This is a genomic window from Actinoplanes derwentensis, assembly GCF_900104725.1.
GTDB lineage: Bacteria > Actinomycetota > Actinomycetes > Mycobacteriales > Micromonosporaceae > Actinoplanes > Actinoplanes derwentensis.
The window spans coordinates 7,774,768-7,800,701 of the sequence record NZ_LT629758.1; the positions used below are offsets into that span (position 1 = coordinate 7,774,768).

30 protein-coding genes and 1 pseudogene are annotated in these 25,934 nt (G+C 68.1%); 23 read left to right on the forward strand and 8 right to left on the reverse strand.

The window, feature by feature from the left end; all coding sequences use genetic code 11:
* The first annotated feature begins 214 nt into the window (after window positions 1–214).
* From BLU81_RS34490 to BLU81_RS34580, 20 genes and pseudogenes are all read left to right on the forward strand, one after another.
* Window positions 215–466, forward strand: a complete 252-nt coding sequence (locus BLU81_RS34490; RefSeq protein WP_092550905.1) for a hypothetical protein — start codon at window positions 215–217, stop codon at window positions 464–466.
* Window positions 463–852 carry a hypothetical protein gene (locus tag BLU81_RS34495; protein ID WP_157751913.1) on the forward strand — a complete coding sequence of 130 codons (390 nt, stop codon included), beginning with the start codon at window positions 463–465 and terminating at the stop codon, window positions 850–852. The genes BLU81_RS34490 and BLU81_RS34495 overlap by 4 nt, the downstream gene beginning before the upstream one ends.
* 279 nt (window positions 853–1,131) lie before the next feature.
* Window positions 1,132–2,205 carry a hypothetical protein gene (locus BLU81_RS48775; protein ID WP_157751914.1) on the forward strand — a complete coding sequence of 358 codons (1,074 nt, stop codon included), beginning with the start codon at window positions 1,132–1,134 and terminating at the stop codon, window positions 2,203–2,205.
* A gap of 65 nt (window positions 2,206–2,270) precedes the next feature.
* The gene (locus tag BLU81_RS34510) at window positions 2,271–3,791 is read left to right on the forward strand and encodes an APC family permease (RefSeq protein ID WP_157751915.1); all 1,521 of its coding nucleotides are present in this window, start codon (window positions 2,271–2,273) and stop codon (window positions 3,789–3,791) included.
* Window positions 3,788–4,411: a GNAT family N-acetyltransferase gene (locus BLU81_RS34515; RefSeq protein WP_092550921.1), complete on the forward strand. Its 624-nt coding sequence runs from the start codon at window positions 3,788–3,790 to the stop codon at window positions 4,409–4,411. The genes BLU81_RS34510 and BLU81_RS34515 overlap by 4 nt, the downstream gene beginning before the upstream one ends.
* Window positions 4,408–5,037, forward strand: coding sequence for a GNAT family N-acetyltransferase (locus BLU81_RS34520; protein ID WP_092550924.1), 630 nt, complete (start codon window positions 4,408–4,410; stop codon window positions 5,035–5,037). Before BLU81_RS34515 ends, BLU81_RS34520 begins: the two co-directional genes overlap by 4 nt.
* 431 nt (window positions 5,038–5,468) lie before the next feature.
* The gene (locus BLU81_RS34525; protein ID WP_092550927.1) at window positions 5,469–6,281 is read left to right on the forward strand and encodes an SAM-dependent methyltransferase; all 813 of its coding nucleotides are present in this window, start codon (window positions 5,469–5,471) and stop codon (window positions 6,279–6,281) included.
* On the forward strand, window positions 6,278–6,415 hold the full coding sequence (locus BLU81_RS48780; protein ID WP_157751916.1) for a hypothetical protein: 138 nt from the start codon (window positions 6,278–6,280) through the stop codon (window positions 6,413–6,415). Before BLU81_RS34525 ends, BLU81_RS48780 begins: the two co-directional genes overlap by 4 nt.
* Window positions 6,412–6,906 carry a hypothetical protein gene (locus tag BLU81_RS48785; RefSeq protein ID WP_157751917.1) on the forward strand — a complete coding sequence of 165 codons (495 nt, stop codon included), beginning with the start codon at window positions 6,412–6,414 and terminating at the stop codon, window positions 6,904–6,906. Before BLU81_RS48780 ends, BLU81_RS48785 begins: the two co-directional genes overlap by 4 nt.
* A 283-nt stretch (window positions 6,907–7,189) precedes the next feature.
* The gene (locus tag BLU81_RS34535) at window positions 7,190–8,410 is read left to right on the forward strand and encodes a tetratricopeptide repeat protein (RefSeq protein WP_092550934.1); all 1,221 of its coding nucleotides are present in this window, start codon (window positions 7,190–7,192) and stop codon (window positions 8,408–8,410) included.
* 52 nt (window positions 8,411–8,462) lie between these two features.
* Window positions 8,463–8,657, forward strand: coding sequence for a hypothetical protein (locus tag BLU81_RS34540; RefSeq protein ID WP_092550937.1), 195 nt, complete (start codon window positions 8,463–8,465; stop codon window positions 8,655–8,657).
* Window positions 8,654–8,890, forward strand: a complete 237-nt coding sequence (locus BLU81_RS34545; protein WP_092550940.1) for a helix-turn-helix domain-containing protein — start codon at window positions 8,654–8,656, stop codon at window positions 8,888–8,890. Before BLU81_RS34540 ends, BLU81_RS34545 begins: the two co-directional genes overlap by 4 nt.
* Window positions 8,891–9,100: 210 nt before the next feature.
* Window positions 9,101–9,187, forward strand: a pseudogene (locus tag BLU81_RS51825) (DUF397 domain-containing protein); the annotation flags it as partial.
* A gap of 10 nt (window positions 9,188–9,197) precedes the next feature.
* Entirely contained in the window at window positions 9,198–9,512 is a 315-nt protein-coding gene (locus tag BLU81_RS51830; protein WP_307833782.1) for a hypothetical protein, read from the forward strand.
* 202 nt (window positions 9,513–9,714) lie between these two features.
* Window positions 9,715–10,593 (forward strand): endonuclease/exonuclease/phosphatase family protein, encoded by an 879-nt coding sequence (locus BLU81_RS34555; RefSeq protein ID WP_157751919.1) that lies wholly within the window; start codon window positions 9,715–9,717, stop codon window positions 10,591–10,593.
* Window positions 10,594–10,683: 90 nt separating this feature from the next.
* Window positions 10,684–11,532 carry an endonuclease/exonuclease/phosphatase family protein gene (locus BLU81_RS34560; protein WP_092550948.1) on the forward strand — a complete coding sequence of 283 codons (849 nt, stop codon included), beginning with the start codon at window positions 10,684–10,686 and terminating at the stop codon, window positions 11,530–11,532.
* Between the two features lie 80 nt (window positions 11,533–11,612).
* Window positions 11,613–12,107 carry a hypothetical protein gene (locus tag BLU81_RS34565; protein ID WP_157751920.1) on the forward strand — a complete coding sequence of 165 codons (495 nt, stop codon included), beginning with the start codon at window positions 11,613–11,615 and terminating at the stop codon, window positions 12,105–12,107.
* Window positions 12,108–12,861: 754 nt separating this feature from the next.
* Window positions 12,862–13,644 (forward strand): NYN domain-containing protein, encoded by a 783-nt coding sequence (locus tag BLU81_RS34570; protein WP_092558051.1) that lies wholly within the window; start codon window positions 12,862–12,864, stop codon window positions 13,642–13,644.
* A gap of 256 nt (window positions 13,645–13,900) precedes the next feature.
* A complete protein-coding gene (locus tag BLU81_RS34575; protein ID WP_157751921.1) occupies window positions 13,901–14,404 on the forward strand; it encodes a hypothetical protein in 504 nt (167 codons plus the stop codon).
* Window positions 14,401–15,054 (forward strand): hypothetical protein, encoded by a 654-nt coding sequence (locus BLU81_RS34580; RefSeq protein ID WP_092550957.1) that lies wholly within the window; start codon window positions 14,401–14,403, stop codon window positions 15,052–15,054. The genes BLU81_RS34575 and BLU81_RS34580 overlap by 4 nt, the downstream gene beginning before the upstream one ends.
* Before the next feature lie 111 nt (window positions 15,055–15,165).
* On the opposite strand, the gene BLU81_RS34585 is transcribed toward BLU81_RS34580, so the two are convergent.
* Window positions 15,166–15,534, reverse strand: a complete 369-nt coding sequence (locus BLU81_RS34585) for an ASCH domain-containing protein (protein ID WP_092550960.1) — start codon at window positions 15,532–15,534, stop codon at window positions 15,166–15,168.
* Between the two features lie 390 nt (window positions 15,535–15,924).
* Window positions 15,925–17,616, reverse strand: a complete 1,692-nt coding sequence (locus BLU81_RS34590; protein WP_157751922.1) for a hypothetical protein — start codon at window positions 17,614–17,616, stop codon at window positions 15,925–15,927.
* Between the two features lie 377 nt (window positions 17,617–17,993).
* Here BLU81_RS34590 and BLU81_RS34595 point away from each other — a divergent pair, with 377 nt between their 5' ends.
* Window positions 17,994–18,437: a hypothetical protein gene (locus tag BLU81_RS34595; RefSeq protein WP_157751923.1), complete on the forward strand. Its 444-nt coding sequence runs from the start codon at window positions 17,994–17,996 to the stop codon at window positions 18,435–18,437.
* A gap of 264 nt (window positions 18,438–18,701) precedes the next feature.
* Here the strand turns inward: BLU81_RS34595 and BLU81_RS34600 are convergent, their stop codons facing one another.
* Window positions 18,702–20,084, reverse strand: a complete 1,383-nt coding sequence (locus tag BLU81_RS34600) for a helix-turn-helix domain-containing protein (protein ID WP_092550970.1) — start codon at window positions 20,082–20,084, stop codon at window positions 18,702–18,704.
* Window positions 20,085–20,246: 162 nt separating this feature from the next.
* Between BLU81_RS34600 and BLU81_RS34605 the strand changes: the two genes are divergently transcribed.
* Together BLU81_RS34605 and BLU81_RS34610 are read left to right on the forward strand one after the other, a co-directional pair.
* The gene (locus BLU81_RS34605) at window positions 20,247–20,714 is read left to right on the forward strand and encodes a glycine-rich domain-containing protein (protein ID WP_092550974.1); all 468 of its coding nucleotides are present in this window, start codon (window positions 20,247–20,249) and stop codon (window positions 20,712–20,714) included.
* A 69-nt stretch (window positions 20,715–20,783) separates the two neighbouring features.
* Window positions 20,784–21,578 carry a phosphotransferase gene (locus BLU81_RS34610; protein ID WP_092550977.1) on the forward strand — a complete coding sequence of 265 codons (795 nt, stop codon included), beginning with the start codon at window positions 20,784–20,786 and terminating at the stop codon, window positions 21,576–21,578.
* 112 nt (window positions 21,579–21,690) lie between these two features.
* On the opposite strand, the gene BLU81_RS34615 is transcribed toward BLU81_RS34610, so the two are convergent.
* From BLU81_RS34615 to BLU81_RS34635, 5 genes are all read right to left on the reverse strand, one after another.
* Entirely contained in the window at window positions 21,691–22,485 is a 795-nt protein-coding gene (locus BLU81_RS34615) for a hypothetical protein (RefSeq protein WP_092550980.1), read from the reverse strand.
* A 156-nt stretch (window positions 22,486–22,641) separates the two neighbouring features.
* Window positions 22,642–23,562 carry a hypothetical protein gene (locus BLU81_RS34620; protein WP_092550983.1) on the reverse strand — a complete coding sequence of 307 codons (921 nt, stop codon included), beginning with the start codon at window positions 23,560–23,562 and terminating at the stop codon, window positions 22,642–22,644.
* 65 nt (window positions 23,563–23,627) lie between these two features.
* The gene (locus tag BLU81_RS34625; RefSeq protein WP_231953642.1) at window positions 23,628–24,251 is read right to left on the reverse strand and encodes a phosphoesterase PA-phosphatase; all 624 of its coding nucleotides are present in this window, start codon (window positions 24,249–24,251) and stop codon (window positions 23,628–23,630) included.
* Entirely contained in the window at window positions 24,238–25,440 is a 1,203-nt protein-coding gene (locus tag BLU81_RS34630; protein ID WP_157751924.1) for an MAB_1171c family putative transporter, read from the reverse strand. The genes BLU81_RS34625 and BLU81_RS34630 overlap by 14 nt, the downstream gene beginning before the upstream one ends.
* On the reverse strand, window positions 25,440–25,928 hold the full coding sequence (locus tag BLU81_RS34635; protein WP_157751925.1) for a hypothetical protein: 489 nt from the start codon (window positions 25,926–25,928) through the stop codon (window positions 25,440–25,442). Before BLU81_RS34635 ends, BLU81_RS34630 begins: the two co-directional genes overlap by 1 nt.
* Window positions 25,929–25,934 lie beyond the last annotated feature (6 nt).

Below are 25,934 nucleotides of genomic sequence, written 5' to 3' on the forward strand. Positions count from 1 at the left end.
AGTTCAAGAACGAGAGATGGGCTTTAAGTCCCTTAAACGTCCTCCAAAGGGCCTTCTAAAGCACAGCAGGGTCAGTCATGGTCTAACGATGCGTAGCGACGACAGCACGTATTACTCGGTGCCAGTTGAGCTTGCGCCGGGTGGGGCGCGGGCTGTCATTGACGAGCTGGCTCCGGCCGGATCCCTTGACTACGTCCCTGCAAGGAGGTGGACGATGGAGCGTCGCATCCCATCCAGCACTCAGGAGATCGCCGGGGCGACCCTGACGATCAGCACGATGGGCGGCTTCTCGGTAGAGATCGACGGCCGGTACATCGGGTTCATGCACGCCACCCACGGCGCCCTGTTCAACGCCTACCAGCGGGTGCCCGGCGAAAGGGGCAACTGGCTCGGCCGGCACTCCAAGGAAGGCGCCGTGCGCGCCATCATGCGGGCCAACGGCCTGGTGCCGACGGAGGTGGCGTGATGGGGCTCCGCGACTATCCCCCAGCCGCGCAGATCCACCGCCCGGACTGCCCCGGCATCTCACAGGGGACTCTCCCGGAGCTGACCACGGCGGAGATCGCCCGCAGCCACCCGAACGCGGTCATGCACAACTGCTACCACTTCCACCAGAACACGGCCGGTGTCGTCGAGCCAGTGGTCTACCCCCCACACGACTACAAGCCGTCGACGAACAAGCCGGCCGACGCGCGTCGGCCCCTGTGCGCGACGTGCCGGGGCACCCACGGCGACCAGCAGGTGGAAGGCGCTGGCCTGCTGCTGCCGACCCGGGGCCAGCGGATCCTCCTACCGGGTGAATCGTCCGGCGGGATCCCAGGCGGCGGCCTCATCCTGCCGGGCAACCGCTAGCGCTGGCTGAAGGACCGACCAACAAACTTTGGTTTACGGCGTATGGCGGCATGCAGACCTTGCGCGTGATCGGTGACGGCTTCTCGCTCAGTCCACTGTGGACTAGATCGGAAGTCACGTAGCTCTTAAATTACTGCAAAAGTTACAAACCCCGCGGATGGGCGATTCAGCCGTCGCGGCGAATCTGTCAATCCGTACGGCCTAGCTGTCGTCACGCCCCGACAACTCACGGCTGCCGGAACATCGTGCCCGTTTTCTGATGGAAGGGAATGTGCGGAATTGAGTACGGATACGGTCACGGCCCAGCAAGGACTGGCGGGTGATCTTTGGCTTGCCATGCACGACACCATGGCGCGCGAAAAAGCGGCCCTGCCCCCTCAGACGCGTTGTATGGCGCTGGCCGGCGCCCTCCTGGTGGAACTCGTCGACCTCGGCATGGTGGGAGTGGGCTCCGAAATCCTCGGCACGCAGCCTCCAGCTGAGCCCACCGACGACAACGGCCTCTCGCTGTACGTGATCCCCCTTGAGGATCGCTCGACCGATCCCATAGCCATCGAGGGATACGACAGCCGAGGTCATCTGGTCACCCTCCGGCCCCGCACGGCATGGGATCTGGTGGGCCGTCCCCTGGACCCAGCGCTGCGCGAGATGTACGACAGCATCCTCCGCGAAAGTGGCGCGGCGGGCGGGCCCGGACACCGGCAGGCTTCCGGGACGCCGTCGTTCTCTGCCGGTGTCAGCCAGTACAGGACCGACGGGTACGCCGACCGGCCACAGCACCGTCGGCCCGTCCCGGCGCCGCGGGCACCCTCGAATGCCGAGACCCCGGGCCGGGGCGGGCTGGCACAGCGCCCACCGGCGGCGGTAGGGCGCCATTCAGGCCCTTCGGTGGGGGCCTCTTTGCCTGCGGTTGTGCCGGTGCGGGTGCTCCTTGAGGGGTGGGCGGCCGGTGGCCGGTCAGAGAACCTGGTCGTCAACCGTCTGATCCAGGCCGGGCTGGTCCGACTCGAGACGCAGTACCGGATGCTGCACAGCGATCGGCAAGTCATCGTGCCGCAGGACTCGGTTGTCTCCGGGCGGCCGATCACCCGGATTACCGGCGGTCTGCACGCCGCTCGGGCGGTTCCCGGTTCGGGTTTCGACCGTCGGACATCGCGCGGGCTGACCGCCTACGACAAGAAGCTGGGCGGCCTCTTCGCCGCCGCAGGTCTGTTCGACCTTGAGCGCACGAGCCTGACCGTCGACGAGATGCGCTCGCTACGGCAGCAGCTACGGGACGACTTCCCGCCGGACCTGGCGAGGCTGCTGCGGCAGGTCCACCTCGCCATCAAAAACCTGGCCGTCATCCGCTGAGTCAGCGCCGGGGAGACGCAGCATGCGCTCTTCCGGCCCACCCCCCTTTGTTGCAAGGAGTTCTGGTGTCCACCCCTTCTGTCCCCCTTGTCGGCACGCTCGCCGCCGAGGTAGCCCGCAACCGCCTCGGAGTCCCCGGCGTGGTGGGAAATCAGCTGTCCCAGATCGCCCCCGGAACCGTGATCTACGGCGTGGTTCCTGCCGTGATCGCCGCCACCGGTCTGATCGGGGTGCCGATCGCCATGGTCATCGTCGCGGCGGCGCTCTACCTCTTCCTGGTCGGCTGGCTCGCCATGGGCCGCTACATCCCGAATCCCGGCGCTTTCTACGCCTACATCGCGCTGGGCCTGTGGAAACCCCTCGGCGTCGCGGCCGCCTGGCTCGCCCTCGCGGCATACGTCAGCTTCGCCATCGGCTCCTACATCGGTTTCGGCTTCACCTTGTCAGCCGTCCTCGACGCCGTAGCCGGTTTCAGCGTCCCCTGGTGGGCCTGCTCCCTCACCATCGTGGTGATCATCGGGGCACTGGCCATCCGCTCGTTGAAAGGCGCCGCCGTTTTTATCATTGGCCTCGTCGTTTTCGAGACGTTGGGCGTGATCATCACGACGGTGGGCGCCGCGGCCGCGCCCGGCTTCCGCCTCTCCCTTGCGGCGATGGACCCGACACTACTGACGGCTGCCACCGCCGGCAGCCTGGCTGTCACCGCCATCATGAGCTACGTCGGCTACGAAGCCGCCGCGACCTACCTGCGCGACAGCCGCGACCCCGAGCGCACCGTGCCCCTGGCCAGCAAAATCACCCTCATCACCACCGCCCTTCTGTACTGGATCGCCTCCTGGGTGCAGGTCTCCGCCGCCGGCCCCAAAATCCTCGACCGCGCCAAAAACGAAGGCGTGGACATGTTCTCCAACAGCGCGGCGGTCACCCTGGGCAGCTGGGTCGTCGTCATGAACGCGATCCTGTTCTCCACCAGCCTGTTCGCGGCCAGCTTCGCCTTCCAACTGGTCGGCCCCCGCTACCTGTCCGTTCTAGGCCAGGAGCGGGTGCTGCCCGCCTTCTTCGGCAAGACGATCAACGAGGCCCCGCGCAACGCGTCGCTCACCGTGAGTGCTGTCGCCGCGGTCGTGATCACCGGATACGCCCTGGGCGGACTCGATCCCCTCACCCAGGGATTCCTCTGGCTGGGAACTACCGGCGCCATCGGCATCATGCTGCTGTCCGCGACGGCATCCGTCGCCGTCGTCGCATTCTTCGCCCGTGACCGCCGTGGTGAGACCCTGTGGCACCGCGTCATCGCCCCCGCTGCCGCTGCGGTGGCGCTCGGCATGGCCGGGTACTTCGCGCTGACCAACCTCGGCACCCTCTATGGCCCCGGCTCTGAAACCATCGCCGCCGCCGTGCCCTGGGTCCTGCTTGCCCTTCTTGTGCTGGGTGTGCTGTGGGGCCTGCGTCTCCAGGTGCAGCAGCCAGCGGTCTACGCCAACATCGGTCTGGGTATCGAGGCGAAGAACAGCGCCTTCGACGAACTGTTCGCCCCTGGTGTCACGACGGCCGCCGCAACGGCCGGACCGGCGGCCCACCGATGACCCGGGCCGTAAAGATCGCCGCGGACGCCGGGCAGGTCCGGGAACTGGGTATCGGCCGGCTCATCGCCGAAGCGTTCGACCACATGGACGCCAACCGCTACCTCGCCGGCGACGACCCCGCCGAACGCCTGGCGGTCATGAGCCTGTACTTCGGCATGCTCGCCGAACACGTCGCCAGCGGTGCCGGCCAGGTGCTCTACATCGGTGAGGGATCCGCCTCCGTTGACGCGACTGCGGTGTGGTTCGACCTGACCGTCGAGCCGCCGCCCTTGCCCGACTACGAGCAGCAGCTCGCCGCGATCACCGGTGACCACCTGCCCCGGTTCCAGGCATTGGACGAGGCGCTCAACGGCAACCATCCGCAGGAAGACAAGCACTGGTACCTGGCATTCCTGGCGGTCAGGCCCGGCCGCTGGCGTCAAGGACTGGGCAGCGCCCTCATCGCTCACACCCACGCCGAACTCGATCAGGCCGGCACGGCGGCCTACCTCGAAGCCACCGACCCCGAAAACGCCAGGCTCTACCAGGACCACGGCTACGACCCCGTCGAACCGTTCGAGATCAAGGTCGGCCCCGTGACGTTCTTCCCCATGTGGCGCACACCGCAAGGCGCGGCATGACCACCACAGCGACCATCCAGACCGCCGGGCCCGCCCACCTGCACCAGGTGGCCGAGATCCTGGCCGCCGCATCCCACGCCGGGGACCTCGCCGACTGGCTGGTGCCCCACCACGCCACCCGCGCACGGATCTTCCCCCGCTACTTCGAGATCCTCGCCGAGCACGCCCTGACCCACGGCCACGTCCACGTCGTGGACGACGTTGGGGTAGCCGTCTGGTACGCGCTGGACGCGTACCAGTACGTCGACATCGCGGACCTCGACCGCCGCCTGGCCCAGGCTGTCGGTGATCACCTGCCCCACTTTGTGGCGCTGGACCTGGCGGTACAGGCCTATCAGCCGGACAGCCGCGCCCACCACTACCTGGCGGCGCTGGCTGTCCGCCCCGGCCAGCAGGGCCACGGCACCGGCAGCCTCCTGCTCCACCACCACCTCAAGGAGCTGGACGACACCCGTGTGCCGTCATGCCTGGTGGCCACCGGAGCCCGCAGCGTGACGCTGTTTCGCCGCCACGGCTACACCAAACGGCCGCCGTACCCGCTCGCCAGCGTCGCGGCCCCCTTGCTGTTCCCGATGTGGCGCGACGCCCGGTCCGCTCACGACCCCCCGTCGAAAGGTCCCACCTAGCGGACCGGTCCGGTGGTGCCGCCGAAGGGCCCACCCCCGCGCCCGAGGCGGCACACCACCACCCTTGTTCCCATCCTTGCGACGACACCGAAACGGAACCGCCCATGACGATCCCCACGACAGCGCCGTCCACCGGGCCGCCTGCCGCGCCGGTCGTCGCCTCGGTCCGCAGCGCCGTCGCCCTGAACAAGCTCGGCCCGGGACCGGACACCAGGCCGGGCCGCCGCCGGCAGCCGAACCGGAGACCAGCTACTGGCGGGTTCCCAGGCACGCCCGCCCCCAGCGGGCTGCCTGGCGGGAGCCGGGTGCGCTCTGGCGGTAGCGCACCCGGCATCTCGCCCCGAGCCGCGCCGCCATCGTGGCCGGCTGACATCTCCTTGGATCCCACCGGCCGCCGCCAGCGGCCTGACCCCATTGATGAGGGAGACCCGATGACGGGCGCCGACGCCGAACTGCTGCGCACTGATGTCCCGCACGCCGCCCGTGTCTACGACTACATTCTGGGCGGCAAGGACAACTTCACGGCCGACCGCGCCGCCGCCAAGCAGATGGTCACGGCCGGCGGCCCACTACTGCCCATCTCCATGGGCGCAAACCGGCGCTTCATGGCCCGGGTGGCCCGGTTCCTTGCCGCGGAGCAGGGGATCCGGCAGTTCTTGGACATCGGCACCGGCCTGCCCACACACCCCAACCTGCACGAGGTGGTCCAAGCCGTACGCCCGGACGCCGACATCGTGTACGTCGACAACGACCCCCTCGTCATGGTCCACGCCAGGGCACTACTGGCCCCCGCACACCAGGCCACCGGACGCCTCGCCTACCTGGAGGCCGACCTCCGCACCCCCGACGCGATCCTCGGCTCGGACCGGCTGCGAGACACGCTGGACCTCACACAGCCAGTCGCGGTCACGATGATCGCCGTCCTGCAGCTGGTCGACGACGACACCGCCCGCCGGGTCATCGACCACATCATGGCCACGATGGTGCCCGGCAGCGCCCTGGCCATCTCGGCGGTCGTCAGTGACTGGGCACCTGATGACGTCCGCAGGATCGTAGACGCGGCCCACGCCAGCGGCCTGGAGATCCACGCGCGCACGAAAGCACAGGTGGAGGCCCTATTTGCCGGGCTTGAACTGGTGGAGCCCGGCGTTGTCCCCGTCCACTATTGGCACCCCGACAGCGCAGAGGTGCTCCAGGCAGACCAGCCAGTCGGCATGTTCGGCGGGATCGCCGTCAAGCCATGATGCTGCCACTGGAGGATCACGACGCCGACGTGGACTGGCTCTACGACGAGTTTCACGGGTGGCTGCCCAGCCCCGGCCACCCGACCGCGTGCGCCGCTTCCCCACACCCGATTCCGGTAGCGGTGACCAGATGACCACGTCGATGAGGTGGGCCGACGAGAACGACCCGGTCGCCGGGCGCATGATCTTCGTGTCGGCGACTGCCGGCATACGGGACCAGGACACGCTCGTCAGCGCCTGGAACCTCTACCAGGGCGGCTGCCTGCCCCAGCTACGCAAGCGCCTGGACGGTCACCCCCAGCACCGGAGCCGGGTCCGGCTGGTGTCCGCCGAGTACGGCCTGCTGCACCCGGACACCAGCGTCCCGCCGCCGAGCATCCGCGAGATGACCGAAGAGCTGGCCGGCCAGCTGCGTCCTCAGGCCCGCACGATGCTGCTGGAGGAGTTCGGTCGGTACGGCCTGCCCCGGGAAGTAATGCTGCTGGTCGAGTTCCCATACCACCACGTCGTCAAAGACATCTTCCGGCTCCCTGGTATGACGCCGAGGACCAGCCTGGGCATCCCCCACCCCGCCGAGCACTGGACGCTGATCGCGGCCGTCCTGGATCGGTGGGGTTGGCCGTGATCCCGACACAGCCGACCGGGCCGGACAGAGGACCGCTGCCGCCAATGCCCGACGGTCCGCTCAAGCCGCAGCTGCACCAGCCACACGTCGGCTACCCGGCCTCACGGGTGCTGCCCGTCCGGCCGGCACACCTACGGCGACTGACCCTCAGCCCAGAAAACGGGGTGGTGAAGTCATGACCTCGACCCGCCAACGACCACGCTGGCCCCGACCGTTCCAATGTCCGGTCCCGCGCACCCGTGTCGGGATAGCACCGCGAAACGAGGCCCTCGGCACCCTGTCGATGGCGCTAGCCGCCGCCCAAGGCCACGCCGCCGCGGGCCGGCCCGCCGACGCCGTCGACCTGCTCCACCCGCACCTGCACGACCGGACGTTCACCCGGACGGCGCCGGACGCGGTCCTGATCGAGGCCTGCACCCTGTACGCCGCGTTGGCCGTCGACAGCGACCGGCTCCCCGCCGCCGAGTACGCCTACCGGGCCAGCCGAAACCTGCACCCAGACCCCGGCCACCCGCGCAGGCTCGACGCCGCGACCGCCTACGCCACCGTCCTGCACGAGACCGGACGCCTCACCACAGCCATCGGCGTATACCAGCACCTGCTCGGCGTCTTCCGGGGCCTGGAGCAGCCTGCGGACATCATCGCGGTAGCAATGAACCTGGGCCGCTGCCTGCACGCCGTCGGCCGCTGCCCCGAGGCCCTGCATCACGTGGGCACAGCCTGGCGTCTGTGGCAGCACACCGACCTGACCAACACCGAGTTCGGTATCCAACTGCTGGACACCTACCTCAAACAGCTGAGCGCCTGCCGCCAACACCGCGACCTTCAAACCCTGGTGCACCACCTTCAGCGGCAGGCCGTCTGGCGTGCGTTACTCACCGCAGATCCCGACCTGACCCGCCACAGAATCTTCATCTCCGCCCATCAGAACACCGTCTGCACATACCAGCCCCAACCCCCGGACCCGGTCGCCGGGCACAGCGAACACCACAACCACCTCGGGCGGCTGCATCACCCGGACACCGACCCGGCAACAGCCCCGACCCGGACAACGAACCTCCAAGGCCCCACCGAATGGGCCTACAACCACCAGAACGGTGAGCATCCGCTGGCGGACACTCACGCCGCCTCCCCCGGCAGCGCGCTTGCCGCACCCCCCACAGAGCCGCTGCTTCCCACCAGCCACCCCGATGATGCCGACCAAAACGGCTCCGCCTATTACGGCGATGCTCGCCGTGAGCCCTCACTCGTTGGCCACCCCACCATCGACGTCGCCACGGCGATCAGCCGCGCGCTCGCCACACCGCAAGCCCAAGCGATGCTCCGCCACGATCTTGGGCACCCCGCCGGAACCGCCACCGACCGATGGATGACCGCCATGGTCGTCGCCTACGTCGCCTACCAGCGGACCTTGCGCGTCTCGCGGGCCTCGCCGTACACCGCCGCCGTCGTGCTGCCCGTCATCGTGGCCACCCTGACCCTGGCCCTGGTCTGGCCACGATGACGCAACGGCCCACACCAGATTCCACGCCCGCTCCACCACCGCGAAGGCCGCCATGCTCCTGTCGGACACCATCCTGCAGCCCCGGTCACGGCACACCGGAAAGCCGCGCCGCCTGGCCACCCCGGTAACCGGCAACGCCCTCCTGGCCGGACTCACCACCCCGTCCTACCTCGGCACCGGCATCGACCGCGCCGGACGCCCCGGTTGTTCTGACCAGCCCGCCACCCCGACAAAGGGAATCCCATGAGCATCGAGAACCCGAATCCGAATTACAAGCTGACAGAAGAGGAACGTAAACGCCTCAGCAAAGTCCTTGCTGACGGATACGCCGCCGGCGGGTCCATCAAAGCACTGGCCGCGTCCATCGGGCGCAGCTACGGCACCGTCCACAAACTACTTACAGAAGCAGGCGTCAAGAAGCGACCACGAGGGTTCCAGAAATCCGGCCGCCAGCACTCCAGTACCGGCCCTGCCAGTTGACGCCCCGCCCCAGAACTCCGGGCCAGGTCTTCAGCACCAAGGACGACCCCACCACCGTCTGATCCGATCCGCCCTGGAAGCACCGCTGGCGCCGATGCCGGCCGGGCAGCGCCGCTGGTCAACAGCACCCGGCCACGACCGTCCACCCGCTTCGCCGCGGCGACACCCGTCCCTGCCCACCCATCACCACACACATCGAGAGGCACCGACATGGAAAGTACTTCCGGCCCGGCATGGCGAAAGAGCAGCCGATGCGGGACGAGCACCTGCATCGAGGTCGCCCCGGTGAACGAACAGGTGTGGATCCGTGACTCCAAGACTCCGGAGGCCGATCCACTCCAGGTCAGCCGCCGTCCTCACCGTACTGAGCTCACACACCGCGCTGGCCTACGCCGGAACCGGCGCCGACCGTGTCGGCCGTAAAGGCGCCGCGTTCGCGCTCGGCAGCACCGCCGCCGGCGGCCACACCACATACATGCTGCTGATCGACCCGGACACCGGCTGGTTCCTGGCCTACGAACAGATCCTCACCGCCGGCCCGACCGCCCTCGACGTCGAACTCCCGGCCGTCCTCAGCTACCGCACCTACCTCCAGGCCGAATCCATCACGAAGATGCCCTGACCCGTTGGCAATCCACACACCATGCACATCGACGTCAGCCTGACCGCTGCAACCCCGCGACCATGAACCCACTACTGCCCGGCCGTAACGGCAGTGTCCGCCCGTGTTTCACCAGCAGAACGATTGTCTATTTGCCCGGATGTCGATGCTCTCGTGCTGGGGGCAAGAAATGTCCGGCCACCCTGATCTTGGAGACGGTTTCGTGACGACCCTGCTCACCATCAACACCCTCGACCTCTACGGCAGCGACGCGCAAGCTGATCAAGACCGGTACGGCGCGGTGGAGGACCTGATCCGTTCCTACGATGCCGACGTCATCGCCGTGCAGGAGGTGATCGCCGACGGGGCCAGCGTGGTGGAGAAACGGGTGGGCGCCGAGGCCGGGTTGCGGCGGCTGGCCGCCGCGGTCGGCCGTGACTGTGAGGTCGACGGGCGGGCGGCGGTCGCGGCGGGCGGGATCATCCACCATCCCGGGCTGTTGTGGCGTGCCGGGATCGAACCGGTCCCGGGCAGTCTGCACACCCTGCAACGTGACGGCGCGGGGATGTGGCACGGTGCGGTCAGCGTGATCCTCGACCTCGGCGGTCTGCGCGTGAGGGTCGGGTCCTGCCAGTTGTCGCCGTTCAGCCCGACCTGGCGGCGCCGCGACGCCGAGCAACTGCTGCGCCTCTTTAACAGCGACGCTGTCCCGGGCCTACTCGGCGGTGACTTCAACGTCATCGGCGGTGACTGCGTCTACGACCCCGACCCTTACGAGAACATGCCCTGGCATCCCGACCACGCCTACCAGCTCACCGACCACGGCGCCCCCGACCGCAGCGCCGCCCATCTGCTGGAAGCCAACCACTTGGGCCGGATGCGTGACTGCGCCCGTCTCACCGGCACCTGGTGGGCGGCGACCACCGGCCACCACCCGGCAGACCAGCATCCGCCGCGGCGCCTCGATCGCTGGTACGCCACCTGGGACTTCCCGGCCGATGCCATCGCCGGGTTGGCCGTCGCCGACGTCGAGCAGGTCGGCACCACCACCGATCATCTGCCCGTCCTGCTCCACCTCGACCTCGACGCACTCTCCCGGTGACCCATCTTCTGGCGCGCGTCCACGTCTGCTCGCCACCACAGTCCCAGCACATCACGCGGCACATACCCCGCGGCTTTCAGGGAGGACAGCATGCTGATCGAGGTCGCCGTCCAGAATCTTCAGCACGGCGCGGTCAAGGACGAGAGCGGCCACCGCCGCGACCGGTGGCCCTTGCTCGCCGAACGGCTGCGCCGGGTCCGGCCGGACGTGCTGATCCTCAACGAGGCCCGCGACTGGAACCGGGGAGGCCGCGAGCCCTTGGGGCGGGCGCAACGCGATCTCGGCATGATCGCCGCACCGATCCCGCCGTCGGCCAACGACCTGCCGACGATCGTGCTGTACCGGCCCGACACGATGGGCTTCTGGGTGCACTGCAACGACGCGTTGAGCCTGTCGACGGCGCACGGATTCGTGACCGTCTCCTTCGCCGTCGACCACGAGCTGCCGCCGATCACGTTCGCCGGCTGTCACCTGTCGCCCTACAGCTCCGGCCAAGCAACCGCAGAGATCGAACTGATCGCGACCCGCGCCTACAGGTACGGGCCCCTCGCCGTGGTCGCCGGTGATCTCAACTTCCCGCCCGAGGACGGCCCCGACCCGCTCTACGACGTGATGCTGCCGTTCAACCTCGCCTCCCGCACCATCGTCGGGCCCGACGGCACCCGTCGCCCCAACCGGCAGGTCGCCCACGCCCTCCGCGCCCGCGGCTACCACGACACTGCCTGGGAGCGCCACCAGCGCACCGGCTACGACCGGTATCTACGCCGAACCTCCCACGACGACCGCATCGACCGGATCCACGTCAGCACCCCCCTGGCACAGGCGGTGACCCGATACGAGCTCCTCGACCAACCGGAGGGAGCCAGCGACCATCATGGCGTCACCATCACCATGGACACCGATCTCATCGACCGCACCGATCTGTGGACATACCGGTGACTCGCCGACCGTCTCACCATCATCGGGCGGCCATCAACTCACGCACTACGCACGTCCTGCTGGTGACTGCCGGTGTGATCGTGTCCGGGCTCGCAGGCTACTGGGCGGCGGGGTCGCCGCCCGCGCAGATACCCGCGTCGTGCCCGCTGATCACGGACGTGGTCCTGCGGATCCTCGCGCCCGGCGCGACACTCACCCCGTCCGACGATCTCACCGATCCTCATCACGGCAGCCGGCAGTGCGATGCCGACCTGGCGTCCGCGGCCACGGGCATCCGCGGTCACCTCACGCTGAGGATCCAGACGACCGGCTACGGCTACGACGCCTCCTGGCGCACCCGGCAATGCTCCAAGATCCACGCCACCATGAGCACGACGAAGCCGGACGATCACCGCTGCTCACGCGCTCTGCCGTCGATCAAAGGCGTCGCCCGCGTCGCCGCACTCGCCTGGATCAATGACACGTGGGAGGTCAAGATCGACTACAGCGTCGCCGGCCCCGACCCACTGCCCGAGTACGCCGAATACGCCGTGCAGCATTTACTCTCCACCACCGTGGGAGCTCTGCCCCGATGAGACATCCACCGCCCGATCCCCTCCATCAGGGCTCTCTGCGACTACGGCGGTAAACGAGATAGCAGTGACCTGGCCGGAGGAGCCGCTGAGCCTGACCGGGCTCGGCGAGATACGGACTGCCGGGCACCCTCACAAATCCAGGTTTCCGCGCCCGAGCACGACAGGGGGACTCGTGCGCGGTGTATGACGGCCCGGGGCGGCCCGCCCCTTCTTATTCAGGGGCGGGCCGCCTATCTGGGTTGGGCGGATGTCAGTGTCGTCGGCGGTTGTAGGCGCGCAGCACGACTTCCGTTACCCCGAGTGCGATCCCTGCAGCAGTTCCCGCTGCTGTAGGGGTCGCACTCCCGCCCAGCGTCAGCACGTAGCGGGCCGACATCTCCATCGCGGAGACGACGCCATCGACGATCTACGCCTGTTTTGGAGGTGAGCGACTACCTGCCGGTCAGCGCTCTGCGGCGAGCCCCGGCGTCCAGGGAGCAGGGACGGTCCGGCCGTGACCACAGCCGGAAGCCGCAAACCGGTTCACCCGGAAGCGTGACGCCACCACGCTGCACACCGGCGCCCGTTCACAGGCTCGGGTAACGTTCGCACCCATGACGCGCATATAGACGCTAGGCGATCTTCAGGGTTGGTGGGCCGGTGCAATTTGGCCGGTGTGAGCGGCGACCTGATGTGAACGACCGGCTGCGGTCGTACGGTGAAAGGTCTGGGTATGGATGACGGGAACAGCCCACGCACGTCGATCCAGCGGTGGATGAGACCGAAACCGTTCACCGAGTACTCGGCCGAGGCCCGGGTGGCGGTGTTCCTCGACTTTGAGAACCTGGTCTGTGGTGCTGGCAAGGGCTTGCCGGGTCAGAGCGATCCGATCCCGGCCGCAGCGCTCACTCTGCTGTGCCGCGGGTTCTACGGCAACGCCTCGATCCGCAAGGCCTACGCCGACTGGGCCAACAGCGGCTTCGGCCGCTACCAGCCGGCACTGGCCAATAATGGCGTCGACCTGGTCCAGATCGCTCACCAGGGGATCTCGGGTAAGAACGCCGCCGACATCAGGATGGCCGTCGACGCGATGGAAGTCCTCATCACCCACCCCGACGTGGACGTGTTCATCCTGGTCACCGGCGACAGCGACTACTCCCCACTGGTACACCGGCTCCGCGAGTTCGGTAAACACGTCGTCGGGGTCGGCACCCAGGCCAACGCCAGCCAGCGACTGGTGTCGGTCTGTTCGGAGTACAAGTACTGGGGCACCATCGTCGCTGAGGTCGAGCCGGCCGCCCGGCCCGCCGTCAGCGCCGCGTTCGACATCGCCGCCGCTGAAGCGCTGCTGGTGCGCGCGTTCGAGCAGATCGGCATCGCCACCCCGACCGCCGGCACGGTGAAGAACAAGATGCTGGTGCTCGACCCTTCCTTCGATCAGGCGAACTACGGGTGCCGCACGTTCCGCGATTTCCTCACCCGACTCCCGCACCGGGTGGCGACTGCCGGACGCTCGGGTAGTGACATCACCATCCGCCTGATCACCACCCCCACCTGATCGATGGCCCACCAGCAAAACTGACCAGCCCCGGCTCCGACCAGCACACAACACAGTGGAAGGACTTCTCAGCCGCCGGCGGCCCCGCCGACGTCATCCACGGCGGTACCGGCCCGTGGTTTCGTTCGTACACCGCTGACCGGCCCGCTCGGGAACCGGCAGCCCTGCGGACATCGGCCGGTTCCGCCGGTGCCGGTTCGGTGGTGCGCGGGGGCGGGATTGCCACGGCCGGGCCGGGTAGGACAGGGTGTCAGGCGTGCATTCGACACAGCGGCTGAAAGCCGTCCAGGCAGTCGTGGCGGACGCGAATCGGTTTCCTCGCCTCGCGGTCGCTGGTCTGGACACCCCGGCGGGGACGAACGCCCTGGCCAGTCTGATCCGGCTGGTCACCTGCGGCTGGGATTTGCGGACCATCGACGGCGTGCTGCAGCAGATCTCCGGATCGGCCGCCGGCAGTGTGCGTGACGCGCTTCAGGGCCTGGCGCACCTGGCGCACTTTCCGCCCGGCGAGGCCCTGAAGTGGATGGACCTGTGGCCGGGCGCCGTCGACAGCCCGTCCCTGTGGGAGGAACTCGCTAGGACAATGGACCTGTGGCGGCTTCTCGCCCCCGCAGGGCTGGCCCGTACCGCCGTAGGGCAGGGCATCAGCGTCGACGAAGCCGACGCACTGCGTGACCGCGGCGAACTGCACCGGGTCGCGAACGCCACCCTCCTGGCCGTGCAAGCCGAACAGCCTGATCGCGACGAGGACGGCTGGTGACCGACACACCAGAAGACCGGTGGAAGACGGCCAGCCTGCGGGCCTGGATCATGGCCTCGGCGGGATCCCTACCGAGCTACCACCTCGCCTACACGTTCGACCACGCCCTCATCCGAGACGTCCTCGCGCTGGTCATCTACGCCCGCGCCACCCGCGACGAGATCCCGGCCGCCGACGTGACCATCGGCCAGATCACCTGGCACCTCCTGCACGACGATGTGACCACCCTGCTGACCCAGACCGACCTCACCGCACCTGAGGTAGCCGACGGCCCCGCCGACACCCTCCACTGGCTCGGCCGCTCCTACGACCCGCAACACCCACCCGACATGCCCCACGGCCGAGGCCTCGGCGGCACCGGCCTGGAGATCGGCCTGCACGCCACCCACTCCGCCATCGGCACGATCCTGACCGACCGCCACGGACACGGCCCCTTCCGGCAAGGAGACCGGGTCCTGATCACCGGCGGCGAGCATGCCGGAACCCTCGCCGTCATCCGGACAGCGGGCTGGTACACCGACCACGCCAACCAGACCATGATCACCGACCCGCCGGCCGGGTACGCCGTCCACGTCCCCGGCCGGGTCGGTGACCTCCACATCGACCTGCAGGACCTGACCGCCGACACGAACACCCCGACGCCGGCCTAGCCCACCCCACGACCGCCGCACCCACCACGAGGGCGCATCCGTCGGCATCCCCGATCGGGCGCGGCGCGGCAACGTCCCGTTCTCCCCTGCCACCGTCTCCGCTTTCGTTCATCACGCCGTCACCAGCTCGATCTCGATGGCGAGCACACCAAGCTGTTCCTTCTCCGCGAGGTAGATGTCGCGGATGTCGGCGAGCTGATCCTCACGACTCGCGGTGGGATTGACCGAGACCGCGGCCTCGTTGTCGAACATCTCGTCGAAGTTGGCGTATCGGCCGACTCGCACGATCCGGGTCAAGACCTCGTCGTTGCGGCAGGTGAACCGCAACAGATGACCGGCTGCCAGATCGTGGTGCTTCGGGTAGGCGACCCGGACCTCGATGGTCTTCTGCCCAGCGGCGATCAGGTCGAAATACTTCCGGTAGACGGCCATCTCGCGGGCGCGTGGCAGCTCGGCAAGATCGGCGGGACGTTGCTTCATAAGATTTCCCAGTTCAGCGGTAGTGAACGACCGGTAGAAGTGTTTCGCATCGCCGAGTAGACGGTGCCCAGCCAGATCAGGGCGTCCACGTAGGTGTCGACGGAACCGGGCCGGCTCGTGGTGTCGAACATCCACGGCTGGACGCCGGTGTGAGCAGGGCTGCCCGCCGGCGATCAGCCGTTGAGAGTCGGCATCCCCTTCAGCAGCGATCCGGTCTACCTCGCCCTGGAGCGCGTCAAGTCGCTCGGCCGCCTCGCGGATCCTTCCGGTGCCGCCGCCCCGCCGTGCCCAGGTGAGTCGGCCTTTCACCGCGCTCACCCACCCGTAGGGTGCCTTCTATCCACCGGCAGGCACTCACACCCACCTGACCGGGCGCCTACCGGTCATCGGTCACCAGCTGAAGTCGGCGCCACCGATGGGTGTTCCCGGGATCGGCTGCTGCGGCGCGAGCGCCTGCAACTGCACGATGCCGCTGGTCAACGCGGCCGCGAGGTGGGCATCGTCGGTGTCGAGGACGGTGTCGAACACCGAGCGGACCTCCGGGGCTGTGTGATAGCGGGCCCGGCCACGGAGCCTGCGCCACACCTGGCCGGGCGTGTACTGGCCGCGGTCGAGGCCGTGCCGGGCGAACCATAGATCACAGCCGGCGCTGTACGCGGACTGCACCAGGGCGCGGCCCGGATCGTTCTCGGCGCACAGCAAGTCGTAGCCGTGCGCGTCGAATCGGTGCGGGGCATCCGGGGCCCCGGCGACGTGGAACTGAGCGTTGATCCATGTCGCTCCGGAATGCACCGGGAACGTCGCCGTGGACAAGCCGACGACACGGCATTCGCGCGCCGGGACCTCCTCGAGGTCGCCGGCATCCTCGGCAGGCGGCAGCCACCACGCCCGGTCTCCCAGCCGCAGCCCACCGCCGTCGATCAGCCATTGCCGTCCCACCAGTGCGGTGACCCGAGAAGGCTCATACAACAGACGCGCCGACCCCGAGTCGTCCCAGCCCTCGCTGCTGACCGTCATCACCGCGGCCCGGCGCAGATCATCTGCCGCCGAGGTAGGCGCCAGCATCACCTCCAGCCAACTCGCCAGGCCCGGGCTCGTCAGCCGCAACCCGACATCGGCCAGGTCGACCTCGTCCGGTAGACGGTCCTGGTCCCGGCACAACGCGGTCAGCACCAGCGCGATCAGCAGATCCGAGCCGTCCACCGGCACGAGGTGAGATTCCGGCGGGCCGGCCTGGGCGGCATCGACCAGATACCCGGCCCGCGCCCACGCCGTATCCCACAGCGCCCCGACATCGATCGGCGGCCGGACCGCCACCGCCGGGACACGCCGCCGAGCCGCAACGACCTGCGCCCGGTGTTCGTCGGGCACCGCCCCGACCCTCACGATGCCGCCGACCGGATCGAGCGGCCTGGGCTGCGGTGCCGGCTGATCCGCATCGATCCCGCCGATGAAGGCATTCTCCTCGTCCATCACCCGCCATAGGTGCAGGAGCGCCTCGGAGACGACCGGCCGCTTGATGCCGGGCGGGCGCATCGCCAACAGGATCCGCCCCGCCGCACGAACAGCCTCGGCCCAGCCCGGGTCCACGCCGTGCAGCGTGCACAGCAGCGCCCGATCGGGGTACTGCCAGGAACTCGGCATCCACACGGTCAGGTCACCGGCCTCCGACATCTGCCCGTACCAGCCGCCCAGAGCCGGTACCTGTGACATGCCGTCCGGTACCAGGTCCCGGCCGGTGAGCTCCTGCGCCCCGCGGGCCTGCATCGTCTCCGACAGCACGTCCACCAGGCGCTCGTCGCCGCCTCCCCACCTGCCGGGAGACAGCACCACCTGCCCGACCGGCGCCGCCGGCCGCCAGGACAGCATCGGCAACCCGTCCGGCGCCACCGACGTCTCCCACACCACCAGCGATTCCGGCCCGTCCGCACCGGCAGGCCCCGCCCCCGGCCCGACGGCACACGACTGCCCCTCGACTGCCCACTCGGGCAGCTCCGCCCACGGCCGTACCGGCGCCGAGGCGCACCGCTCATGAACACGAGCCAGCCACCAACGCGCCAACACCAGTTCGCGCGGCCTCACCGGCGACATACTGCTGTCCCCGCCGTCACCACCGGCCACCTCAACACGGCGAAACAACACAGCACGCGTCGCCCCGCCCGACGCATCACCCAGACAACCGCACTCCGGGCAGCGGAACCGGGCCCCCGCCACACTCCTCAAGATCAAATCCCGTCGGGGCAGACTGTCCCCCAGATACTCGATGATCTCGTCAGCGATCACAGCAAACCCACCTCACCCGCCGGGCATCGACCGGACACACCACGAGGCCACGAGGCCGACGACATCATCAAAGTCACCACGATCCACCCCGCCCGTCAACGATCGGCGCTGCCGCCCGGCGACACCCAGGCCAAGAATGGCCCACCGCACCAACACCACCAGTTCACGACAAGACCTTGCTGAGGAACCCGGCAGGGCAACACCCCCGCCGAATACACCCGGCCCGCCCCGGTAAGGCCCTGCGCACCCGCCTCGCGGCTGTGCCGGCCGGCACGCTGACCGCCGGTCCCGCCCTGGCCGCCACGACCGCGGTCATGCTCGACATCGACGGCGACCAGCCCGGCCAACTGTGGACGACGCTGACCACCAGCGTCCGACAAGCGATCACCGACGTACTCGGCTCCAAGGCGGTCGCCAACCCGCCCGGCCCACCACACATCACCCTCGCCTACGGCATCGGCGACACCGACTCCGGCCCCATCCAAGGGGCACTACGCCACCGAGCACGGCCCGCCCGCGCACCACTGACGATCGACGCCGTGTACTTGGTCGATGTCATCCAGGACCCGCAGCAGGCGGTATACCACTGGTCAACGGTCACATCCTTTCTACTCGGATAGCCGTGTGAGCAGCAGGTTCTGCAGAAGGCATCGATCTTCGGACCCCGCCCCGGCAGGGCGGCGTCCCGCCCGGGCAATTAGCTCATCCTGCGTAGGGCAGGACCGTTGGAGTGCCGTGCGCCTCACCGTAGAGCCGCCGCAGGCAGGCAGTTTCGTGCTGACTCTCTGACGGCTATCGCCGCGCCGAGTGCGCCCCGGCCGCGAGCGGTAGCCGTCGGCGTGGTGATCCGGGGACTGGCTTCCCGGGTTCTTGCCTTGGCTGGGTCAGTGGACGCCGATTCGGGTGGCGAGGTTGCGCAGCGCGGCTGGGGTGGGTGTGGGGGAGTGCAGCAGGGTGGTGACGAGGTCGCGGACGCTGGTCCGGTCGACTTCCTGGGGGGCATGGCGGTAGGCGGCGAGGACGGCGTGGGCTGCTTTGTCGGCGCGGCCGTGAGCTGACCATGCGCGGGCGGTGTCGACGAGGTACCGGCCATGGCGTTCGGGGGTGGGCAGCAGGGCCGGGTTGATGCTGGCGGCGTGTTGTAGGGCGGTGCCGGTTTCGCCGAGCGTGGTGTGGACGCTGATGCGGTACATGGCGACGGTGGTAGCGGTGAACGGGATGAGGCCGGCCGGTGGGTGGTTGTCGAGTTGGTCAGCGGCCGCGCCGGCTTCCCGGATGTAGGTGTCAGCGGCGCCGGGATTGCCTGCTTGGGCAGCTGTGTAGGCGGCGGTGCACATCAGGTTGCCGTAGGCGGCCAGAGTGACCGGGACGGGGGTCGCGTGCAGGATGTCGAGTTGTTCCGCGGTGCCGGTGAGTAGATCGAGGGCGGCCGTGTGGTGGCCGTCGCGGCGCATGGTGATGGCGAGGACGTGGGTTGCCGCGGTGATCGCGGCCTGGTCACCGGAGCTGACTGCTGCGGTGCGCCCGCGGTCCGCCATGGTCAGGGCTATGGCGTCGTCGCCGTGTTTGGTAGCCGCGCTGGAGGCCACTTGATAGGCGTGAGACAACAGTGCGGTGACCCTGTCGCGGATCTGGCCGGTACTGGCCGCGGCGGTGGCGTGCAAACCGGCGATGAGAGCGGGCAGCCCGGCTATGACAATGCTGTATCGGGCGTCGCGGTAAGCGCGGTCGGCGGCCCGCACGCTGGCGGTGGCCTGGTCGATGGTGAGCGGCTCGGCCGGCAGATGGGTGGAGATTAGAAGCTGATCGAGGCGGGGTTGGCCTTGTTCGGCCGCGGTGGCCGGGAGGCTGGAGCTGGCCACGGTGGTGAGGGCTGCGGCGCCGGCGCCGGCCAGGAACGTACGTCGTCGCATCGGATCACCGTCCTCTTTCCGCAGACTAGCCGGATCCGGGTCGGGTTGGGCAGTGGGCGCGGCGTGTCGTCCCCCGGTGGAGGAGAGCCCGACAAACTCGGCGGGAACGCCGAGCAGACAGGCAAGTCTGCGGCGTACTTCCACCTGGTCGATCGGGTGTTGGCCGCGCTCGATGCGCGACAGTGTGGAGGCCGAGGAGCCGTACACCCGGCCGAGTTCCTCCAGCGTGAGACCGGCGGCCTGGCGTGCCAGCCGGAGGACGGTTCCCGGTTTCTCGTCGTGGACGGCCTGTCTCAGCTCGGCGGATACCCACACCGCATGTGTCTGTGCGACGAGCGGGGTCGCTGCATCCATCTCCGGGACGGTAGCGGGTGGGGCTGATCGAGGCACGTGCGCGGATTTGCAGCTTCTGCAAACCGATGTCACGTTCTGCAATCGCCATGTCGCTCATGGTGGTCGATGGGGGTTGATGGATGCAGGCCACGGCACCCCGCCGGAACCTGACAGGAGGATCTGATGTCCACTCTCAGCACCGCCACCATCACGACCCCCGCTCTGGTCGGCGGGAGGTCGCTGATCTCCGCCGGACTGTTCGCCCGGCTGACCGCCCGCATCGCCGACGAGCACCCCGAGCTGGCGACGGACATGCCGGCCCGGATCATGGACCAGGCCCTGGCATTCCTCGGCACCTGCGCGGTGGCGACCCGGCCGGTCGGCCCGAGCGAGACGGTCGATATCGGGTGGCACACCTTCGTCCTCTACACCGCCGAGTACGCCGAGTTCTGCACCCGGGTCGCGGGCCGGTTCATCCACCACGTGCCGGACGACGACCCGACCGTGTCGCCCGTCCAGGTGAAGCTCGCCGACGTCGTCGCCGTCATCACCGCGGCCGGCTACCGCGTCGACCCCGGGCTGTGGCCGCTGGAGGCCCGCAGCGACTGCTCGCAGTGCCACGCTGGCTGCCACGACACCCCCGTCAAGTAGCCTCCCGGCCGGTGGGGGCGCGGCGTAGCCTGGTCGACGCCTTGCCCCCACCGCGACGGAGGACTCGCTGTGCCCCGGTTCCACTGGCATCAGCTACCGCCCGCAGCCCGCTCGGCAGTCGAAGCCCGGACCGGGCCGGTCGAGCGGGCGCTGGCGGTACAGGCCGGCTCGGTCGCCGACATGACGGCGATCCTGCACACCGGGCAGGGCGAGGTGTTCTGCAAGGCCGTCCGCGAGACCCACCGGCTGGCGTGGCTGCATCGCCGTGAGGCCGCATTCAACCCGCACCTGCCGGAGTTCGCGCCGCGGCTGCGGTGGCACGTCGAAGCAGTCGGCTGGATCCTGCTCGGTTTCGACAGGGCACCCGGGCGCCATGCCGACGTGACGCCCGGATCGCCCGACCTGCCGCGCTTGGCGCAGACCCTGACCAGGATGGCCGCCACCCCGGCACCAGACCCTCCGGTACGAATCCAACCAGCGACGACGCGATGGGCGGACTACGTCCCCCCGGATGTCGTCGACGGTGACACCCTCGTACACACCGACATGAACACCGCCAACTTCCTGGTCGACCCGACCTCGATCGCGGTAGTCGACTGGGCAATGCCGTGCCGCGGAGCATCCTGGCTCGACACGGCGCTCATGACCGTCCGCCTCATCTGCGCCGGCCACACCCCACAGCAGGCGGAACAGTGGGCAGCGCAAGTCCCGGTATGGCGGGACGGCCCACCGGATGCCATCACCGCGTTCGCTGGTGCGTGCGCCGTACGCGGCGAGGAGTGGGCCGACCGGTCACCGGCGCCGCACTTCCGGAGGCTTGCCGACGCCAGCCACGACTGGGCCCGCTATCGGCGTCAGCCGTGAAGGTCCAGGCCCTTGAACGCGCCCACCCGCCCGAGCGGTACGCCCGCGACCATCGCGGCCAGGAGCCAGTGCAAGTTGGCCGCCCAGGTATCCGGAGGCAACTTTCCGAAGGCTATCCCTGCGCCGGGATGTGCCAGGGGCAGCGGGTTTGTTGCCTGGTCGTGCAGTACGGACACGACGCGGGTTCCGGGATGAAGCCCGGGGTCAGCACGGCGCGCAGGACTGTCGCGGTGCCGGCGGCGAGCAGTTCGTCGATGTCGGCATCCTGGTAGCGGCGGTTGTTGTTGGTGCCGTACCAGCAAAAGCCGATCCCGTCCATGACTCGGAACACGGCGAAACTGTCGGTCGCCACGACGCTACCGGTCAGCAGACCGGCAGCAGGTGGAGGCACGGGCGCGAGGGTGGCTGCCGATAGCGGGGAGAGGGCGGCCTCTCCGGCATCGGTGAGCCGGGCGATGCCAGCAAGGCCGTCCGGGCCTGGCGGGTGGACGAACCCGGCATCGATGAACGACTGGATCTGGGCAGTCATGATCTTCGTGGTGGTACGGCTGTCAGGCTCCCGGCACTCCCATCGGTGCTCGCCCTCGCGCACGAGCGCGTAGGAGACACGATGGTGCTGGACGGCGGTGAGTAGTCGGAGGTCGGCGTCGCTCGGCGAAGCCAGAGCCGTGTTCCCGGCGTCGGTGATCCGGGCGGCGCCGGACACGCGCGGCTTCGGCTCGTGGACGAGGCCGGACTCGATCAGGAAGTGCATCCGTGAGCCAGGGATCCTCTTATCTGCGGTGCTGTCCGGGTCTCTACGCTGCCACAGGTGCCCACTGCCGCGGATAGCCGGCGAGTAGAAGACCCGCTTCTGTTGGATGGCGGCGAGCAACTGCTGTTCGGCCGCGGTGAGCGCGCGGGTCATGATGCCTCCTGCGGGGACAGCGGGATGGGAACGTAGAGCGCGGGCTCCCCGTGACTGTCTCTCCGAGACGTGTCGGTATCGGTCACCGGCTGGGCCAGCCGGCAGCCGGTGCGGAGCATCTCACCGCTGCCCCCGGAGACTTTCGGAGCCACGATGTCAGGGCTGCGGCGGCTGGGCGCTTTCGCGGGCGGAGGCCAGATTGCGGGCGATCGTGACCGCCGCGTACCGGGCGGCAGCCGTCGAGATCGGCGGATCCATGGTCCCGATAGCCCGGGCATAACGGCTTTGCTGTTCCAGCGGCAGCTCCGCCAGCATCCCGGTGATGGCCCGTTGCACATGGCCGTACGCGTCACCGGGCGCCGGCGGCAGCGCCGGATCGTCGTCGCCCGGGAATCGCAGGCGAGGATCGTCGGGCGTGATCGGTATGGCCAACTGCCGGGCCTCGGCCATCACCGTGACCGCTACCCGGCACCACCAGCCCGTGAGCGAGGCCAGAGTCGCACCGTCATCGGGGCGGGCTCCCAGCGCCGCCAGCACCCGCTCCCCGAGGTCGTGATTTCCGGCGGCGAGCGCGGCCACCACGATCTGGGCCTGCGACCAATTAGCCCGTTCGGCAGGGGTCGGCGGCGGGTGTGCCGCGGCGAGAAACCCAGCGATCGACTGCACCGATTCCAGGCCACCCAGCAGCGGCAGCACCTGATCGCTAACCCTCAATGCCAGTGTCAGAAGCGTCGCGCGCTGATCGGCGCCGTTAGTGACCTGGACCGTGTCGACTGCCACGGCCGACAGCACGCTGAATCCTGCACGGGCCGCAGCCACCAGTCGCTGTGCGGCACCGTCGAACGGCTCGCTGTCGGCGCCGACGATGACGATCTCGTCGGCCCAAGCCGCCATCAGCGACGCGACCACCGACGCATTGAGGCCCTGACCTCTACCGCCGACGCCCGGCAACCGCCACGCCTCCCGCAGGACCCGCTCGTCACGCGGGCTCATCTGCACCGCATGCAACAGATGCGCACCCAAACGCTCCACTGCGGCCATCAGCTCAGCCATCGCTTCGTCGTTCACGTCGGGCATCCTGGTCACCTCCGCAGGTATCCCAACCGCGCCCTGAACTATTGCTCACGGGCTGACCCAATGACTTACGACCATAGGGGAAGCAGCACTCCGGTGGCGAACATACCGACTACGGCGCCAGCAATCACCTGGCCGACTGTGTGATCCCGGATCTCAACCCTCGACCACATTACTGCTGCGGCTATCACCGCGGTGGGTAGCAGCCACACCGGGTGGAAAAGGACCACAGTTGCCACGGCGACGCCAGCGGCAACAAGTGCGTGGATAGAGATCTTCCACTTCAAGGCCAGGGTAATAGGTGTCGCAATGGCGAGGGCAGCCACCATGCAGGCGATCAGCGCGAGCAGCTGACGTGGTGCATCCGCCCAGGCAAGCAACACGGTTCCCGCGGTCGTGGAACCCACACAAACGAGAAGTGGAAGGCTACGACGGTCACGTTCGGGGACGTGATGGTTGCTCCACTGGCCGCGCTTCACCCCGCGGATGATGTAGGTGATCGGTAGGAAACTCGCTGCTGCAGCGGCGATTAGTCCCCAGAGCGCAGCCTTTTGTGTAGATGGGGCCGTATGCCAGGCGGTCGAGAGGAGGATCCCGGCAACCAGTACGGCCGGCGACAACAGGTTGGTGATCAGTTTTGCGACACGGCGGCGAAGTCTGATGATGGGGACTGGGGCGTTACGAACGGGCACGAGCGCCGTCCCGGAGGCTGGCAACGATGGGTGAGCAGGTGTAGGCCTGTGTGACCTTGGCCAGCCACCTAGCATCGGTTTCGTGATCATCAGCCGCGCTTTGGTCGATGATGTGAGTTCGCTCCGCAGGGACGGGCTGACGCTGGCTGGTAGGGGTGGTGGCCATGTAAGTGATGGCATGGGCGATTGCCGCGGCATCACTTACGGCGCGGATACTTTCGGTGGTCAACTGCTCTCTTTCGGCGCGAGCAGCGGCCTTAGCGCCGATACCGGCATCGGTGTAACGGTTTAGATCCCCAATTCCGTCACGGATTTCGATCACTCGGCGGTACAACTCAAGGTCGATCTGTCCCGGAAGTGGTAGACGGCGGGGCGGTGTGAGATTCATGTCTGCGTTGACGTCTAAGATCGCCTGCCATAACGGCTCTAGCTGTCGGTGAAGACGGTACCTACGTGGCCAGCGCCAAGTGTCGAGGGTGAAACGCGTGATCGGGGCGACGGATACGCCGGCAGCAACCAGGACGATCCCCAATACCGTCAGATAGAGGGACGTGATGTCTTCACGCCAAGGCGGACTATTGGAATTGATCATAATTACGATATAGGCGGCCTTCTGTAACACATATGCCAGCCCGACACCCGATCCGGCGGTGAGTAGGCGAATCCCGAGCCGTAGCGGGGATGGTTCGAGCTGGCGAGCGTAGCGCATTGACATTCGCAGGATGTCGGTCATCGCCAGCGCCAGATACGCGAGATACCCGAGCATGTAATAGCGGATAGCCGGGTTGGTCGCATATCTCTCGGCGAAGTCACGAGGTGCTTCGACGTCGAAGTTCCCAGTGCTGAAGGCGATACCCATGAGGATGAGCGCAAAGCCGAGGATCACCCATCTGCAGGCGACCCGCCGAAAAGCCCGGTCCGGGCTGTTGAGATGCAGAAACACCGATTGGATGCTTGCTGCCGCGACAAGGGCAAGGATGTGCATCAGGTAGCGAGCCACGTTCGGTACCAGCAACACGCGGTCGATAGCGGTGTAAATGGGTTCCCAGTTGATCAGAACGGCTGCGCTGAGTGCTGCGAGCATGACGCAGATGTGCCGGAGTGACGGGTTGCGGGGGTCGCGGCGTAGCTGCATCAGTTTCTGAGCGAGGCAAATGAATGCGACTAGAAATGCGCTGACGGCGGCCATCACAACCACCCCCGGTCGCCGCCGAACGTTGCCGAACATCGGTCGAGGACCGCATCGGGGGCGTCTGCGCGTCCGAGGGGGCGGGGGACGTTGTATCGGCTGCGGGCGGTGTCCACGATGACAGAAGCGAGCACCTCAGCCTCGTGCTCGGCGGGGGTGGGGTAGCGGCGTGTACGGCCCAGCACCCGTTGAACCATGGCAGGATCCAGGCTCAGTAATGGCAAAGTGTCGGCATCGATTTCGAGGTTTCCTCTGTGATTGCAGAGGATGTGCGACAACTCGTGCGTCAGGATGTGATCCTGTACATAACCTGGCGCATTGCTGTCAACGACAACCAGGTCGCGGTTTGCTGTCGCAAGCCAAAGCCCGCACGGAGCCGCAGCCAGGGACGTGTCGAGTTCGATGACCTGGATGCGCCGTCCGCGCCGCTCGGCGATGTTCTCTGCAAACCGGCGTGCATCGTACGGTGCTGGAATCGTAATGTCCAACTTCTG

Excerpts from the sequence above, each read along its gene's own strand:
- BLU81_RS34490 (WP_092550905.1), top strand. The coding sequence starts at position 215 with ATGGAGCGTCGCATCCCATCCAGCACTCAGGAGATCGCCGGGGCGACC.
- BLU81_RS34515 (WP_092550921.1), top strand. The coding sequence starts at position 3,788 with ATGACCCGGGCCGTAAAGATCGCCGCGGACGCCGGGCAGGTCCGGGAA.
- BLU81_RS34520 (WP_092550924.1), top strand. The coding sequence starts at position 4,408 with ATGACCACCACAGCGACCATCCAGACCGCCGGGCCCGCCCACCTGCAC.
- BLU81_RS34525 (WP_092550927.1), top strand. The coding sequence starts at position 5,469 with ATGACGGGCGCCGACGCCGAACTGCTGCGCACTGATGTCCCGCACGCC.
- BLU81_RS48780 (WP_157751916.1), top strand. The coding sequence starts at position 6,278 with ATGATGCTGCCACTGGAGGATCACGACGCCGACGTGGACTGGCTCTAC.
- BLU81_RS48785 (WP_157751917.1), top strand. The coding sequence starts at position 6,412 with ATGACCACGTCGATGAGGTGGGCCGACGAGAACGACCCGGTCGCCGGG.
- BLU81_RS34535 (WP_092550934.1), top strand. The coding sequence starts at position 7,190 with ATGGCGCTAGCCGCCGCCCAAGGCCACGCCGCCGCGGGCCGGCCCGCC.
- BLU81_RS34540 (WP_092550937.1), top strand. The coding sequence starts at position 8,463 with ATGCTCCTGTCGGACACCATCCTGCAGCCCCGGTCACGGCACACCGGA.
- BLU81_RS34545 (WP_092550940.1), top strand. The coding sequence starts at position 8,654 with ATGAGCATCGAGAACCCGAATCCGAATTACAAGCTGACAGAAGAGGAA.
- BLU81_RS34560 (WP_092550948.1), top strand. The coding sequence starts at position 10,684 with ATGCTGATCGAGGTCGCCGTCCAGAATCTTCAGCACGGCGCGGTCAAG.
- BLU81_RS34570 (WP_092558051.1), top strand. The coding sequence starts at position 12,862 with ATGAGACCGAAACCGTTCACCGAGTACTCGGCCGAGGCCCGGGTGGCG.
- BLU81_RS34585 (WP_092550960.1), bottom strand. The coding sequence starts at position 15,534 with ATGAAGCAACGTCCCGCCGATCTTGCCGAGCTGCCACGCGCCCGCGAG.
- BLU81_RS34600 (WP_092550970.1), bottom strand. The coding sequence starts at position 20,084 with ATGGATGCAGCGACCCCGCTCGTCGCACAGACACATGCGGTGTGGGTA.
- BLU81_RS34605 (WP_092550974.1), top strand. The coding sequence starts at position 20,247 with ATGTCCACTCTCAGCACCGCCACCATCACGACCCCCGCTCTGGTCGGC.
- BLU81_RS34615 (WP_092550980.1), bottom strand. The coding sequence starts at position 22,485 with ATGACCCGCGCGCTCACCGCGGCCGAACAGCAGTTGCTCGCCGCCATC.
- BLU81_RS34620 (WP_092550983.1), bottom strand. The coding sequence starts at position 23,562 with ATGCCCGACGTGAACGACGAAGCGATGGCTGAGCTGATGGCCGCAGTG.
- BLU81_RS34630 (WP_157751924.1), bottom strand. The coding sequence starts at position 25,440 with ATGGCCGCCGTCAGCGCATTTCTAGTCGCATTCATTTGCCTCGCTCAG.